This window comes from Streptomyces sp. NPDC092369, assembly GCF_044755245.1.
GTDB lineage: Bacteria > Actinomycetota > Actinomycetes > Streptomycetales > Streptomycetaceae > Streptomyces.
The window spans coordinates 1,974,132-1,988,851 of sequence record NZ_JBIVQP010000001.1; the positions used below are offsets into that span (position 1 = coordinate 1,974,132).

Below are 14,720 nucleotides of genomic sequence, written 5' to 3' on the forward strand. Positions count from 1 at the left end.
ATCAAATGTTCACTTTCATCAGACGTTCTTGATCAGAGCCGGATCGGAACGTCTCCCTTTCTCGCGGAGGATCTTCCGTGGCGTCCACCCGCCGCCAACAACCCCGACGTCGGGTGTGGCCCAAGGTCAAGCTGCTGCTTCTTGTTGTCGTCGTGGCCGCGGGCGCCACGGCGCTGTATCCGATCTGGCGCAAGGCGAACCCGGACCCGCCCGAGCTGACCGTCCGCTACCGGACGTCCACTCCGGCGACGGCCGCGGCGGCCGAACCGTCCCTCGAGATCTTCAACGAGTCGAAGAAGCCGCTGCCGCTGAGCGACGTGGCGCTGCGCTACTACTTCACCGCGGACGGCGGCACGTACGCCTTCAACTGCGTCCAGGCGGCCGTCGGCTGCTCGAACATCGCCGGCACCGTGACCGAGCTGACCGAGCCGACCGAGACGGCCGACCACTACCTGGAGCTCAGGTTCACGGACGCCGCGGGCACGCTGAAGCCGGGCGCCAACAGCAAGGGCATCGACGTCCAGCTGTACCGCGTCGACCACGAGAAGCTGAAGCAGGCCGACGACCGGTCCTTCGACGCGGAGAAGGCCACGTACAAGGAGTCGAGGACGGTGACCGCGTACAGGCGCGGTGTGCTGGCCTGGGGTGAGGAACCCGACGGGAAGAAGCCGGACGGCGACGACAAGTCGGCGAAGGCCTCCGCGGCCGACGCGGCACCGGTGCTGCCCGAGGACGTCCTGTTCGACAACTTCCACTACACCGGTCCCAAGGACCCCGCGCTCTTCAAGCACGGCTGGCTCGTGCGCACCAGCGACGGTGGCCCCGGCATCGACGACACGTGGTCGGCCGACGGCGTCAGCTTCCCGTCCGCGAAGAACGCGCTGGGCGACGGGCAGGTGCTCAATCTGCGGGCGAGCACGGACGGCACCAAGAAGGGCACGAAACAGGCGAGTGTCGGCACGGCCGGGCGGGAGTTCCGCTCGGGCACGTACGCCGCGCGGATCCACTTCAGCGACGATCCCACGTCCGGCAAGAACGGCGACCACGTCAACCAGACCTTCTACACCATCGGCGGCAAGGGCACCTCGTACAGCGAGCTCGACAACGAGTACATGCCGAACGGTGGTTGGGGACGGTACGGGCCCAAGCTCGACAACGTCACCTGGCACACCGTCGACGACCGGGTGTACAACACGACGCTCAAGAGCCTGGCCGGCTGGCACACCGTCGTGATGACGGTGGACGGCGATGTGGTGACCTACCGGGTCGACGGCAAGAAGATCTACTCCACCAGCGGCAAGTACGCCCCGCGCGCGGGCATGTCGGTGAACTTCAACACCTGGTTCATCGACCTGCCGTTCAAGGGCGGCGAGCGGGCCTGGGACATGAAGGTCGACTGGCTCTACTACAACGCCAAGGACGCGTTGTCCCTCGACGACGTCGACTCGGCGGTCGAGGGGTACAGCCGAAGCGGCCTGAACTACTTCAACACCACGTCCTGACCTGGGGGGTACGGATGAGTCACGAACAGTCCCGCACAGCACGCGGGTTCAGCCGCCGGTCCGCTCTGCGGCTGGCCGGGGCCGGAGGGCTGGTCACGGCCGGCGGCACCTTGCTGAACGGCTCGCCGGCGGCCGCCGCCGGCCTGGCGGACCTCAACACGCCACCCACGTACGCGCCTTCGGGCCGTCGCCCCAGACACCGGCGGGCCACCTGGTCCCAGCAGTTCCAGTCCGGGCACGGCTGGAGCGGGGCCGGCACCGGTACCGCCTCGGCGGACGTGAACGACACGACCCAGTTCGTGCGCGGCACCCAGTCGGTGCGGGTGACGACCACGGGCGCGGGCAAGCAGAGTTACGTCCGCAAGCTCGGCGGTACGTCAATGAGCCTGACCGGCAAGGCGATTCGGCTCGTGTTCCGCGTCGACGACGTCACGAACCTCTCCAAGCTGTCCTTCTATCTGGGCAGCGGCTCGCTCGCGAACTACTTCCTGTGGCAGTTCCACACGCACTCCACGACGTCGACGAACTACGTCCAGTCCGGTGAGTGGGTGACCGTCCACCTGCAGTGGGCCGACGTCACGAGCGCGGCCGGGACGTACTCGCTCTCCTCCACCGGGGTGCCGTCCACGACGACCGGCTTCACGGACATGTCGTTCGCCGTGTACGACAACGCGGGCGGCCCGGTGACGTACCACCTGCAGACCGTCGAGCTGATCCCCGACACCGCCGCCGTCTTCCCCAAGGGCGTCGTGTCGATCACCTTCGACGACTCGCACACGTCCGTGCACGGCCTCGCCAGACCCGTGATGGACACGTACGGCTTCTCCGGCACGGTCTACAACATCGCCGACGCGATCGGCACCGGCAGCTTCCTGACGCTCGATCAGATGCGGTCCATGCAGGACTTCTCGGGCTGGGAGATGGGCGGGCACGCGTACGCGACCAGCGCGCACACCGCGAGCTACAGCCAGTTGACCGCGCAGCAGGTGGACGACGACCTGCGCACCCTGCGCGAGTGGATGGTGGGCAACGGCTTCAGCAGCGAGCACTTCGCCTATCCGCACGGCGCGTTCGAGAAGACCAAGGACGGCGTGCCCGTCGACCAGATCGCGGGCCGGCACTTCACCACGGCCCGCTCGATCATCTCCGAGACCATCGAGTCCTTCGCGCCCGCGATGCCCTACCGGCTCAAGGCGCTGACGGGCATCAACGACGGCTCGGGGATCGGCGGTACGGCGCTGTCGAACCTGACGGCCGCGGGCGGGCGGCTGGACCGGTGCGCCAACAACGGCGACTGGCTGATCCTGTGTCTGCACCGGGTGGTGGACGGAACTCCCACCGCCAGCACGGAGATCAGCAGGACCGGGCTCGGCACGCTGATGAAGGCGATCTCCGACCGGGGCATTCCGGTGGTGACGGTCGCCGAGGCGATGGAGTACTACACGTAGGGAAGTGGAGCGGGACATGGAGAAGGGGGCGGCCGGGCCGCCCCCTTCTTCATGTCACCGTCTCCGTCTCACCAGCCCTGCCCCTGGCCCTGGTTGTGCTGCCAGGCGGGGTCGACGTAGTCGTACTGGCCCTGGTGGTCCGGGCCGTCCTGCCACTGCTGTTGCTGCGGATACCCGGCCTGCTGGGGCGCTCCCCACGACACGCGCTGCTGGGGCACGTGGGCGTGCTGCTCGTCGTAGCCGGGCAGCGGCTGCGGCTGGGTCGGGATGGCCGGGGCCACCCGCTGGGCGGTGCGGCGCAGGGCTACGCCCTCCAGGCGCATCAGCTGCAGCGTCTCGGTGACCTTCTTGTCGGAGTACGGGTCCTCTTCCTCGAAGATCTCCGTCACGTCGGCCTCGTGGTCACCGGCCACGGACACCTCGACACCGCCCTGGCGGGTGCCCCAGCTGCCCTTGTGCAGGGTGAGCAGGGCGTAGAACCGCAGCGGGGTCAGCAGGGTCAGCTGGATCACGCCGTAGATCGGTGCCAGCAGGAACATGCCGAACCGCTTGATGAAGCCCATGCCGCGGCGGGGGAAGTCGAGGTAGCGGACGTTGCGCAGGTAGCCCATCAGGACCATGAAGACGAGGTAGTCACCGATGTGGGCGACGAACCGGTCCGGGTGCACGATCGGCGTGATGACCATCGAGTAGAACATCGCCGAACCGAAGACCAGCCACAGCGCCAGCTCCATGCACGTCAGCCAGAAGGCCGGGCGGTACTTCTTCTGGTGCCGGAAGGCCCACAGGGACTCGCGGAAGAAGGACTTGTTCCAGCGGACCTGCTGGCGCAGGAAGTGCGGCAGCTTCTCGGGGACCGCGGTGTAGCCGACGGCGGTCTCCTGGAAGACCACCTGGCCCTCGATCAGGCAGTAGTTGGTCATGCGGCGGTCGTCGCCGAAGACGGCCGGCTTGCCGAGGAACTGCTGGTTGAGGAAGTCCGGCAGGTACTTGCGCACCAGCGTGCCCCGGTACGCGGAGAGCGCGCCGCAGCAGCACAGCACCGACTTCAGGCGGGAGTAGGCGGCCCGCTCGAAGAGGAAGGAGTTGCCGTACCGCAGGTCCTGGAGCCGGGTGAAGATGTTGCTGTCGTGGTTGAGCGCGAGGACCATGCCCGTCGAGGCCATGATCTTCTCGTCGGCCAGCGGCAGCAGGAGTTCGCGGACGGTGTCCCGGGAGAGCACGGTGTCCGAGTCCACGCACAGGAAGATGTCCGAGTACGGGGCCGCCTCGAAGCCGAGCGCCAGCGCCTCGCGCTTGCCCTTGTTCTCGGGCTGCCTGCTGACCGTGTACTTGACGCCCTTGGCCTCGAACTCGCGGCGCAGCTTCTTCGCCGTGCGGACGCCGGAGTCGTTGGCGCTGCAGTCGTCGATGATGTGGATCTCGTTCGGGAGCCGGCTCTGCGCGAGGAGGCTGCGCATGCCCTGCTCGAACATCACCGGGTCCTCGTTGTAGATCGGGATGACCGCGGTGACCCACGCGTTGTCCAGGTACTCCAGCTCCTCCCGCCCGGCCTTGGCGGGCCGGTAGAAGAGGGCACCGAACATCTTGAGGGCCAGCAGGCCCATCGCACCGAGCGAGTAGAGGTGCAGCGAGCCCGCGTCCAGCCGGGTGGCGATCAGTGCGGCCAGGGCGAGGAAGACGAAGTACGAGACCTTCAGGTGCCGGCGCTTGCGGTGGGCGCGGCGGCTTCCGGAGTCGATGGCTCCGGGGACGTACGTATCGTCGGTGGTCACAGTTTGACCACCCGGGGGTGATCGGCGGACTTGCCGCGGGTGTCGAACAGGGCACGGGCGCGGTCGGCCAGGGCGTCCAGGTCGATCTCGCGGTGCGGCTGGAGCAGGATCGTCAGGTCGGCCGTCTCGGCGGCTTCGAGGTAGTCCCCGACGCGCTCGACCGGGACCCCGCCGACCTGCCAGTCCTCGACACGGGGGTCGAAGTAGACGAGGTCGGCGCCGCGGGCGAGGAGGTTCTCGGCGACCGCGAGGGCGGGGCTCTCGCGCTGGTCGGAGATGTCGGCCTTGTAGGTGACGCCGAGCAGCAGGACGCGGGAGCCGCGGACGGCCTTGCCCTGGTCGTTCAGCAGGTCGGCCGCGCGGTTGACCACGTGGACGGGCATGCGCTGGTTGATCTCCTGCGCGAGCTCCACGAACCGGAACGGAATGCCGAGCGAACGGACCTTGTAGGAAAGGTAGTTGGGGTCGATCGGGATGCAGTGCCCGCCGACGCCGGGGCCCGGGTAGAAGGGCGCGAAGCCGAACGGCTTGGTGGAGGCGCAGCGGATCGCGTCCCAGAGGTCGACGCCTATCTCACGGCAGAACATCGACATCTCGTTGACGAGAGCGATGTTCACGTGCCGGTAGGTGTTCTCCAGGAGCTTGGCCATCTCGGCCTCCCGGGTGCCCTTCGCCTCCACTACGCGCGTCACGAACCGCTCGTAGAGGGCGCGGGCGGCCTTGGTGCAGTCCGCCGTGACGCCGCCGACGACCTTGGGGGTGTTCTCCAGGCCGAAGGAAGCGTTGCCCGGGTCGATGCGCTCGGGCGAGAAGGCGAGGTGGAAGTCCTCGCCGACCTTCAGGCCGCTGGCCTCAAGGCGCGGGCGGACGACCTCGTCGGTCGTGCCGGGGTAGGTCGTCGACTCCAGGACGACGAGCGTGCCCGGGGCGAGGTGGGCGGCGATGTCGCCGACGGCCGCGTGGACCGCGCCGAGGTCCGGGGAGCCGTACTCGGTCAGCGGGGTCGGCACGCAGATCACGACGGCGGCGGACTCGGCGATGACCTCGGGACGGTCGACCGCTTCGAAGCCCTGGCCGAGCATCGCGGCGACCTCGGCGTCCGTGATGTCGTCCACGTGGGAGCGGCCGGCGTTCAGGCCGTCGACGACAGTCCTGTTGCGGTCGAGTCCGACGACTCTCAGTCCGGCCGCCGAGGCCGAGCGGGCCAGGGGAAGACCCACATAACCGAGCCCGACAACGACAAGATCCACCGTCGAGGATCTGCTCACGACATCATTCCCAACCCCGTTGGCACGGCACGACAAGCGCGGGCGCCATGTGGTCGCCCGCGCGCATTTCGAACAAGTTCAAGTTCAAAGAAGGCTAACAAGGCCTTCACATAGTCACTACACCCGCTCAAAGTGCGTCTTGTCACGTCAGTTTTCGTACAACCCTCGACGCACGTTGTGTGTCCCCTGTTACCGAGAGCCACTAAGCGGAAGACCTCACACCGCTCGCCATGCCTCCAGCGCGAGACCCGGCTCGTCCTTGCGGCGGGTGAGGAGCAGCTGTCCCGTCGACGGTGACAGGGTCGCCGCGACCACCCGGTCCTCCTCGTCGACCGCGAGCGACACCTCGGCGTCCGCGGGGAGTTGGGGTCCCGACTCGGTCCACCAGGCGCCCGCGGACTCCAGTTCGGTCGGGTACGCGGCGAAGGCGACCCGCCCGCTGGTCGAGCGCTGGGCGATCAACGTGCAGTCGTGGCCGTCGAGTTCGCAGCGCACGGCGGACACCCGGCCGGGTCCCGCGGAGGCCAGCAGCGCGGCCGGTTTGCCGCCGGGGCGCCAGGCGCACAGGTCGCCCGACTCGTCGGTGTAGAAGAGCGTGGTGCTCTCGGCAGAGGTGGCGAGGGCGTACAGGGTGCCGGGGCGCACCGGCGTCTCCAGGGCCTCCGTGAGGACGGGGGTCGCGCCCGCCTTCTCCTGCCGCCAGTGCACGATGCCGCCGGGGACGGCCGCGTACAGCTCGACGAGCCCCGACTCCCCCGTCACCGCCGCCAGGTCCTCCTCGACCCTGCTCCCCTTGAGGTCGCGCCAGGGATCCCAGCCGCCCTTCACCTTCTGGCCGAGCATGCTCACCCCGAGCCCCCGGTTGCGCACGAAGACGTAGGCCCGGCCCTGGGCGTCCACCGCGACGGCGGGCGTCCCGGTGACAGCGCCCTTCTTGTTCGGGTGCCCGATCGGCACCCAGTCGAGGGCGGCCAGCCGGGGCCGGTAGTGGGTCGAGTGCACCAGACCCGCCTCGCCGGCGACGGTGGGCCGCCAGGAGACCAGATGGGCATAGGCGTTGGCGCCGTGGCCGACCGCGGGCACCGCCGTCAGCTTCTGGCCGCCGCCGACCTGCTGCGCGGATGCCCAGGGGCCGCCGGGCAGGCGCTCCGCCCGGCACAGGAGGGCCTCGTCCGTCGGCAGGTAGACACTGAGCCGGCCGTCTCGGCCGCGTATGAACCAGTCGCCGTTCACCGGTTCACTCTAAGCGGCGGCCCGCACTCCGCGCGGCTCGGCCCCGGCCGATCACCCTCGTACGGCCGGTCGGGTGCGGGCGTTCGACGCAGAGGGGGCAGGCTGGTGCTCAGCAGACGCCGTACGAGAAGGAAGTCGACCTCATGACCGACAAGCTCACCGTGGGTGTCCTGGGCACGGGCATCATGGGGGCCGCGATGGCCCGCAATATCGCCCGCGCCGGGCACACCGTCCGCGCCTGGAACCGCACCCGCGCCAAGGCCGAGCCGCTCGCCGACGACGGCGTCCGGGTCACCGACACGCCCGCCGGGACGGTCGAGGGCGCCGATGTGATCCTGACCATGCTCTACGACGGTCCCAGCACCCTCGACGTCGTCCGCGAGGCGGCTCCCGCGCTGCGTCCCGGTGCCGCCTGGGTGCAGTCGACCACCGCGGGTCTGGACGGGGTCGCGGAGCTGGCCGCCCTCGCCCGCGAACACGGACTGGTCTTCTACGACGCTCCCGTGCTCGGCACCCGTCAGCCCGCGGAGGCCGGTCAGCTGACCGTGCTGGCGGCCGGACCGGTCGAGGGCCGGGCGGTGGTCGAGCCGGTGTTCGAGGCGGTCGGCGCGCGCACGGTGTGGACCGGCGAGGACGGCGCGGCCGGCACCGCCACCCGGCTGAAGCTGGTGGCCAACAGCTGGGTGCTCGCGGCCACGGCGGCTACCGGTGAGGTGCTCGCCCTCGCGCAGGCCCTGGACGTCGACCCGCAGCACTTCTTCGACCTCATCGCCGGCGGCCCGCTCGACATGGGCTACCTCAAGGCGAAGGCGGCGATGATCCTGGAGGAGCGGCTGACCCCGGCCCAGTTCGCGGTCGTCACCGCCGGCAAGGACGCCCGGCTGATCGTCGAGGCCGGCCGGCAGCACGGCGTACGCCTGGACGTGGCCGCCGCGAGCGCCGAGCGCATGGAGCGGGCGGCGGCGCAGGGACACGCGGACGAGGACATGGCCGCGGCGTACTTCGCGAGCTTCGAGGAGAAGCCGGCGCAATGAGGGCGGTGCCCCGGTGAGCGGCGGCCGTGCGAACCTGGCCGTATGGACGAGAACGCTCCCCTGCTCCTGATCGTCGACGCCGCCAACGTCGTCGGGTCGGTGCCCGACGGCTGGTGGCGGGACCGGCGGGGAGCCGCGGAACGGCTGCGGGACCGGCTCGCGGCGGACGGGCTGCCGGGGCACGCCGGTCCCGTGGAGATCGTCCTCGTGGTCGAGGGCTCGGCCCGCGGGGTGGAGTCCGTACCCGGCGTGGACGTCGAGTCCGCGCCGGGCAGCGGTGACGACCACATGGTCGGTTTGGTCGCCCGGGCCGGGGAGCGCCCCGTGCTGGTAGTGACCGCGGACCGTGAACTGCGGCGCAGGGTCACGGAGTTGGGCGCGCAGGTCACGGGTCCGCGTACGGTCCGGCCGGCCTGACCGCCGGACGGACCCCGGCATCGGCTACTTCCCGGTGGTCTCCCGGGCGGTCCTGCCCTCCTTGGCGAGGCCGCTGTGGGTGCGGCCGTAGAAGAAGTACACGACGAAGCCGATGGCCATCCAGATGGCGAAGCGGAGCCAGGTCTCGGCGGGCAGGTTGAGCATCAGCCACAGCGAGGCGAGCACCGAGACGATCGGCAGGGCCGGCACCAGCGGGGTGCGGAAGGAGCGCTCCAGGTCGGGGCGGGTCCGGCGCAGGATGATGACGCTGATCGCGACGATGATGAAGGCGAAGAGCGTGCCGATGTTCACCAGTTCGGCCAGTTCGCTGAGGCTGGTGAAGCCGGCCACGATCGCGATGACGACACCGAGCAGGATGGTCGGCCGGTACGGGGTGCGGAACTTCGGGTGGGTGTGCGAGAAGAACCGGGGCAGCAGCCCGTCGCGGCTCATCGCGAAGAACACCCGGGACTGGCCCAGGAGAAGGATCATGCAGACCGTCGTCAGACCCACCGCCGCGCCGAAGCTGATCAGACCCGCGAACCAGGGGTGCCCGGTGGACTTGAAGGCGTCGGCGAGCGGGGCGTCGATCGACAGCGAGCTGTACTTCTGCATGCCGGTCACCACGATCGACACGGCGACGTAGAGCGTGGTGCAGATGATCAGGGAGCCGATGATGCCGCGCGGCACGTCCCGCTGCGGGTTGCGGGTCTCCTCGGCAGCGGTGGCCACGACGTCGAAGCCGATGAAGGCGAAGAAGACGACGGACGCGGCGGTGAAGATGCCCATGACGCCGAAGTCGGAGGGCGCCCAGCCGAACATCAGCTGGATCAGCGGGGCTTGGAGGTTGCCGCCCGCCTCCACGGCCTGCGCCTTGGGGATGAACGGGTCGTAGTTGCCGCTCTTGATGAAGAAGGCGCCCGCGATGATGACGACGAGGACGACGGCCACCTTGATGGCGACGACGACGGTGGTGACCCGCGCGGAGAGCTTCATGCCGACCACGAGGATGGCGGTGAGCAGCAGCACCAGCGCGGCGGCGAGGATGTCGAAGCCGAACCCGGAGGCCCCGTCCCGGCCGCTGAGCGCCTCGGGCAGATGCCAGCCCGCGTTGTCGAGCAGCGAGGCGATGTAGCCGGACCAGCCGACGGCCACCACCGCCGTGCCCAGGGCCAGTTCGAGGACCAGGTCCCAGCCGATGATCCAGGCGGGGAACTCACCGAGCGAGGCGTACGAGAAGGTGTACGCCGAGCCGGCGACCGGGACCGTCGAGGCGAACTCGGCGTAGCAGAGGGCGGCGAGCCCGCAGACCACGCCGGCGACGACGAAGGAGAGGGAGACGGCGGGTCCCGCGGTGTTCTTGGCGGCCGTGCCGGTGAGGACGAAGATGCCGGTGCCGATGATGACCCCGACGCCGAACACCGTCAGATCCAGTGCCGACAGGGACTTTCTGAGTGAGTGTTCGGGTTCCTCGGTGTCCTTGATGGACTGCTCGATGTTCTTCGTCCTGAAGAGTGCGTTGCTCACGGGCGTACCTCCCACGCTGTGTCGTCCTCGACATGATCGAGAGGGGGCGATGGGGGCGCCCCCGGTCGAGCGAAGCCGAGACTGGGGGACCGTATGCCCCGGCGCGGACGGATTCACGCGGATGGGCCACTTTCACCACCCTTGCCGGTGGGGAAAGTGGCCCATCGCGGTGTACGTCAGTCCCGTGCGGGTTCCACTTCGCTGGCCGCCGCGCTGTCGTAGCGGCCGTCCAGCTTGGAGACCAGGCCGGTGACCTGGCGGGCGATGTCGGGTGCGGTGAGGCCGATCTCCACCATGACCTGGGCGCGGGAGGCGTGGTCGAGGAAGCGGGGCGGGATGCCGAAGTCGCGCAGCGGGACGTCGACGCCCGCGTCGCGCAGGGCCTGCGCGATCGCCGAACCGACGCCGCCGACGCGGCTGTTGTCCTCGACGGTGACGACCACGCGGTGCCGCTCGGCGAGCGGGGCCATGGCCTCGTCCACCGGCTTGACCCAGCGCGGGTCGACGACGGTGGTGGAGATGCCCTGCTGGTCGAGGAGGCCGGCGATCTCCAGGCACATGGGGGCGAGGGCGCCCACGGAGACCAGGAGCACGTCGGGCGTGTCGGTGCCGGGCTCGCGCAGTACGTCCATGCCGCCCACGCGTCCGACGGCGGGTACGGCGGGGCCGACGGCGCCCTTGGAGAAGCGCACCACGGTCGGCGCGTCCTCGACCTGGACGGCCTCGCGCAGCTGGGCGCGGACCTGGTCGGCGTCGCGCGGGGCGGCGAGCCGGAGGCCGGGGACCACCTGGAGGATCGACATGTCCCACATGCCGTTGTGGGAGGCGCCGTCGGTGCCGGTGACACCGGCCCGGTCCAGGACGAAGGTGACACCGCACTTGTGCAGGGCCACGTCCATCAGGACCTGGTCGAAGGCGCGGTTGAGGAAGGTGGCGTAGACCGCGAAGACGGGATGCACGCCGCCGGTGGCGAGGCCGGCCGCGGAGACCGCGCCGTGCTGCTCGGCGATGCCGACGTCGTAGATCCGGTCGGGGAAGGCGTCGGCGAACTTCTTCAGGCCGACCGGCTGGAGCATCGCGGCGGTGATCGCGACGATGTCCTCGCGCTCCTTGCCGAGCGCGACCATCTCGTCGCCGAAGACGGAGGTCCAGTCGGCGCCGGAGGCCTTGATCGGCAGGCCGGTGTCGGGGTGGATGGGGCCGATGCCGTGGAAGCGGTCGGCCTCGTCCTGGAGGGCGGGCTGGTAGCCGCGGCCCTTCTCGGTGAGGCAGTGCACGATGACCGGGCCGCCGAAGCGCTTGGCGCGGGCGAGCGCCGACTCCAGGGCCTCGATGTCGTGGCCGTCGATGGGGCCGACGTACTTCAGGCCGAGGTCCTCGAACATGCCCTGCGGGGCGATGAAGTCCTTCAGGCCCTTCTTCGCGCCGTGCAGCGTCTCGTAGAGAGGCCTGCCGACGACCGGAGTGCGCTCCAGGAGGTCCTTGCCGCGGGCCAGGAAGCGCTCGTAGCCGTCGGTGGTCCGCAGGGTCGCCAGGTGGTTCGCGAGGCCGCCGATGGTCGGTGCGTAGGACCGCTCGTTGTCGTTCACGACGATCACCAGGGGGCGGTCCTTGGCGGCGGCGATGTTGTTCAGCGCCTCCCAGGCCATGCCGCCGGTGAGGGCGCCGTCACCGATCACCGCGACCACGTGGTCCTCGCGTTTGAGGATCTCGTTGGCCTTGGCGATGCCGTCGGCCCAGCCGAGGACCGTGGAGGCGTGGCTGTTCTCGATGACGTCGTGCTCGGACTCGCCCTGCGAGGGGTAGCCCGACAGGCCGCCCTTCATCTTCAGCTTCGAGAAGTCCTGGCGGCCGGTGAGCAGCTTGTGCACGTAGGACTGGTGCCCGGTGTCCCACAGCACCCGGTCCTTGGGGGACTCGAAGACGCGGTGCAGGGCGATGGTCAGCTCGACCACCCCGAGGTTGGGGCCGAGGTGGCCGCCGGTCTTGGAGACCGCGTCGACGAGGAAGGTCCGGATCTCCTCGGCCAGCTGGTCCAGCTGCTCCAGGCTGAGCCGGTCCAGATCGCGCGGTCCCGTGATGCGGGTCAGCAGCGGCACCCGTGCCTCCTTGCAGTAAAAGCTGTCGCCGGGCTTGTCGAGTCTAATGTTCCGTCTTTGCGGACCGCGCCCGGGCTGTGCGTCGTACGTCACGCGATCGGCTGTACCCAAGAACACCTTTACCTATGACCCGACCGGTTTTCTCCGCGCACGACGATGCCCGGCACCTGCGGGGTGCCGGGCATCGTCGTGCTCAGGTGGGACCGTTACGCGCGTCCCGCCGTCTTCTGCGTCTTACGGGTGACCGCGTCGATGACGACGGTCGCCAGCAGCACGCCACCGGTGATCATGTACTGGACCGGGGAGGCGATGCCCTCCAGGGCCAGGCCGTACTGGATCGAGATGATCACGAGGACACCCAGCAGGGCGTTCCACGTGCGGCCACGGCCACCGAACAGCGACGTACCACCGATGACCGCCGCGGCGATCGCGTTCATCAGGAGGTCACCGCCGCCCGCGCCCTGGTTGGCGGAGGCGATCTTCGAGGCGATGAACAGACCGCCGATCGCAGCGAAGGTGCCGGAGATCGCGAAGACCGAGATCCGGATCATGTCGACGTTGATACCGGCACGCCGGGACGCCTCGACGCTGCCACCGAGGGCGAAGATCTTGCGGCCGTAGGTGGTGCGGCGGAGCACGAAGTCCGTGAGCAGCAGGACGCCGACGAAGATCACGACGGCCAGCGGCAGGCCCTTGTACTGGTTGTAGACGGCCGCGACGGCGAACGCCACGATCGCCAGCAGCACCGTGCGCAGGATGGTCTCGCTCAGCGGCCTCGACGGCACGCCGGCGGCCTCGCGGCGCCGGTTGCCGAGGAAGGACGTGACGAAGAACAGCACCACGACGGCGATGGCCAGACCGTAGGAGGCGGCCACGTCGGTGAAGTAGTAACCGGTCAGCTTGGCCACCAGGCCCTCGCTGTCCAGGTTGATGGTGCCGCTGTCGCCCAGGATCTGGAGCATGAAGCCGTTCCAGAAGAGCAGACCGGCCAGGGTGACGGCGAACGCCGGGACACCGATCTTCGCGAAGAAGAAGCCGTGCAGCGCACCGGCGACCGTGCCGGTGAGGATGGCCAGCACCAGGGCGAGCCACGCGGCCATGCCGTGCGTGACGGTGAGCACCGCGTAGGCGGCGCCCGCGACACCGGAGACCGAACCGACCGACAGGTCGATCTCGCCGAGCAGCAGGACGAACACGATGCCGACGGCGATCATGCCCGTGCCGACCATGGCGACGGAGATGTCGGACAGGTTGCCCGCGGTGAGGAAGTTGGAGTTGAGGCTCTGGAAGATGATCCAGATGATCGCGAGACCGATGACGACCGGGATCGCGCCCAGGTCACCGGCCTTCATCTTCCGCTTGAACTCCGTGAGGTAGCCCGCGAAGCCCTGTTCGCGCACCAGCAGCCGGGGGTCGACGACAGTGGCCGCACCGGCCGCCGCCTCGGGGTTCTCCACGACGTGGTCCTCGGGAGACGGGGACGTCTTGTCGATGCTCACTTCTTGATCTCCCCAGTGCTGCGCGCCGCACGACGGGTCACGGCGTTGTCCGTGGCACCGGTGATGGCGGAGATGATCTCTTCCTGCGAGGTCGACTTGACCTCGAAGACGCCGTTGTTGCGGCCCAGCCGCAGGACGGCGACCTTGTCCGCGACCGCCTTCACATCGGCCATGTTGTGGCTGATGAGCAGGACGGCGAGACCGCGCTCGCGCAGCCGCTCGACGAGGTCGAGGACCTGGGCGGTCTGCTCGACGCCGAGGGCGGCGGTGGGCTCGTCGAGGATGACCAGCTTGGGCTCGCCGAGCATGGAGCGGGCGATGGCCACGGTCTGGCGCTGACCGCCGGAGAGCGAGGCGATCGGGATGCGGACGCTGGGGATGCGGATGGACAGCGTGTCGAGGAGCTCGCGCGAGCGGCGCTCCATCTCGACCTCGTCCAGGATCGTGAACTTGCGGATCTCACGGCCCAGGTAGAGGTTGCCGACGACGTCGATGTTGTCGCACAGCGCAAGGTCCTGGTACACCGTCGCGACGCCCAGGTGCTGGGCGTCGTGCGGCCTGTTGATCTGTACGGCCTTGCCTTCCCATTCGATGACGCCCTCATCGATGGGGTGCACGCCGGCGATCGTCTTGACCAGCGTGGACTTTCCGGCGCCGTTGTCGCCCACCAGGGCGACCACCTCACCGGCGTGGACCTCGAGCTCTACATCGGTGAGCGCCTGAACAGCACCGAATCGCTTCGAGACCCCGCGCAACGCCAGCACGGGCGTAGCGGACACGTGAACCATCTCCTTCGCCGCCTGACCCGGCGGGAGGTTGTGCAGAAAAATTTGGGGGGAATGTTCCGTCCGGCGCCCCGCTTAGCTTGCGGGGCTGTTGGTGCGGGGCGCCGGAGGAGTCCGGGTGGTGCGGTCCCCG

The 14,720-nt window shown here is 69.3% G+C and carries 10 protein-coding genes and 1 pseudogene; 4 read left to right on the forward strand and 7 right to left on the reverse strand.

What is annotated here, in order from left to right; all coding sequences use genetic code 11:
* The first annotated feature begins 77 nt into the window (after window positions 1-77).
* Entirely contained in the window at window positions 78-1,502 is a 1,425-nt protein-coding gene (locus ACIQI8_RS08625; protein WP_402346241.1) for a cellulose binding domain-containing protein, read from the forward strand.
* A gap of 14 nt (window positions 1,503-1,516) precedes the next feature.
* Complete coding sequence (locus ACIQI8_RS08630; protein WP_402346243.1) at window positions 1,517-2,950, forward strand: polysaccharide deacetylase family protein; 1,434 nt, start codon at window positions 1,517-1,519, stop codon at window positions 2,948-2,950.
* A 68-nt stretch (window positions 2,951-3,018) separates the two neighbouring features.
* Here the strand turns inward: ACIQI8_RS08630 and ACIQI8_RS08635 are convergent, their stop codons facing one another.
* The 3 genes from ACIQI8_RS08635 to ACIQI8_RS08645 all read right to left on the reverse strand — a co-directional run bounded on the left by ACIQI8_RS08635 (window position 3,019) and on the right by ACIQI8_RS08645 (window position 7,226).
* On the reverse strand, window positions 3,019-4,725 hold the full coding sequence (locus ACIQI8_RS08635) for a glycosyltransferase (RefSeq protein WP_402346245.1): 1,707 nt from the start codon (window positions 4,723-4,725) through the stop codon (window positions 3,019-3,021).
* Window positions 4,722-5,993, reverse strand: coding sequence for a nucleotide sugar dehydrogenase (locus tag ACIQI8_RS08640; protein WP_402346247.1), 1,272 nt, complete (start codon window positions 5,991-5,993; stop codon window positions 4,722-4,724). The genes ACIQI8_RS08635 and ACIQI8_RS08640 overlap by 4 nt, the downstream gene beginning before the upstream one ends.
* A gap of 216 nt (window positions 5,994-6,209) precedes the next feature.
* Window positions 6,210-7,226, reverse strand: a complete 1,017-nt coding sequence (locus tag ACIQI8_RS08645; protein ID WP_402346249.1) for a hypothetical protein — start codon at window positions 7,224-7,226, stop codon at window positions 6,210-6,212.
* A gap of 125 nt (window positions 7,227-7,351) precedes the next feature.
* Between ACIQI8_RS08645 and ACIQI8_RS08650 the strand changes: the two are divergent.
* A pseudogene (locus ACIQI8_RS08650) lies at window positions 7,352-8,260 on the forward strand (NAD(P)-dependent oxidoreductase); the annotation flags it as partial.
* A gap of 42 nt (window positions 8,261-8,302) precedes the next feature.
* Complete coding sequence (locus tag ACIQI8_RS08655) at window positions 8,303-8,677, forward strand: NTP pyrophosphohydrolase (RefSeq protein ID WP_402346251.1); 375 nt, start codon at window positions 8,303-8,305, stop codon at window positions 8,675-8,677.
* 24 nt (window positions 8,678-8,701) lie between these two features.
* Here ACIQI8_RS08655 and ACIQI8_RS08660 read toward each other — a convergent pair whose 3' ends face one another.
* From ACIQI8_RS08660 to ACIQI8_RS08675, 4 genes are all read right to left on the reverse strand, one after another.
* Window positions 8,702-10,204, reverse strand: coding sequence for an amino acid permease (locus tag ACIQI8_RS08660; protein WP_402346253.1), 1,503 nt, complete (start codon window positions 10,202-10,204; stop codon window positions 8,702-8,704).
* A gap of 176 nt (window positions 10,205-10,380) precedes the next feature.
* On the reverse strand, window positions 10,381-12,303 hold the full coding sequence (gene dxs / locus ACIQI8_RS08665; protein WP_402346766.1) for a 1-deoxy-D-xylulose-5-phosphate synthase: 1,923 nt from the start codon (window positions 12,301-12,303) through the stop codon (window positions 10,381-10,383).
* Between the two features lie 206 nt (window positions 12,304-12,509).
* On the reverse strand, window positions 12,510-13,802 hold the full coding sequence (locus ACIQI8_RS08670; protein ID WP_402346256.1) for a sugar ABC transporter permease: 1,293 nt from the start codon (window positions 13,800-13,802) through the stop codon (window positions 12,510-12,512).
* Complete coding sequence (locus ACIQI8_RS08675) at window positions 13,799-14,590, reverse strand: ATP-binding cassette domain-containing protein (protein ID WP_402346258.1); 792 nt, start codon at window positions 14,588-14,590, stop codon at window positions 13,799-13,801. The genes ACIQI8_RS08670 and ACIQI8_RS08675 overlap by 4 nt, the downstream gene beginning before the upstream one ends.
* Window positions 14,591-14,720 lie beyond the last annotated feature (130 nt).

Excerpts from the sequence above, each read along its gene's own strand:
- ACIQI8_RS08630 (WP_402346243.1), top strand. The coding sequence starts at position 1,517 with ATGAGTCACGAACAGTCCCGCACAGCACGCGGGTTCAGCCGCCGGTCC.
- ACIQI8_RS08655 (WP_402346251.1), top strand. The coding sequence starts at position 8,303 with ATGGACGAGAACGCTCCCCTGCTCCTGATCGTCGACGCCGCCAACGTC.
- ACIQI8_RS08675 (WP_402346258.1), bottom strand. The coding sequence starts at position 14,590 with ATGGTTCACGTGTCCGCTACGCCCGTGCTGGCGTTGCGCGGGGTCTCG.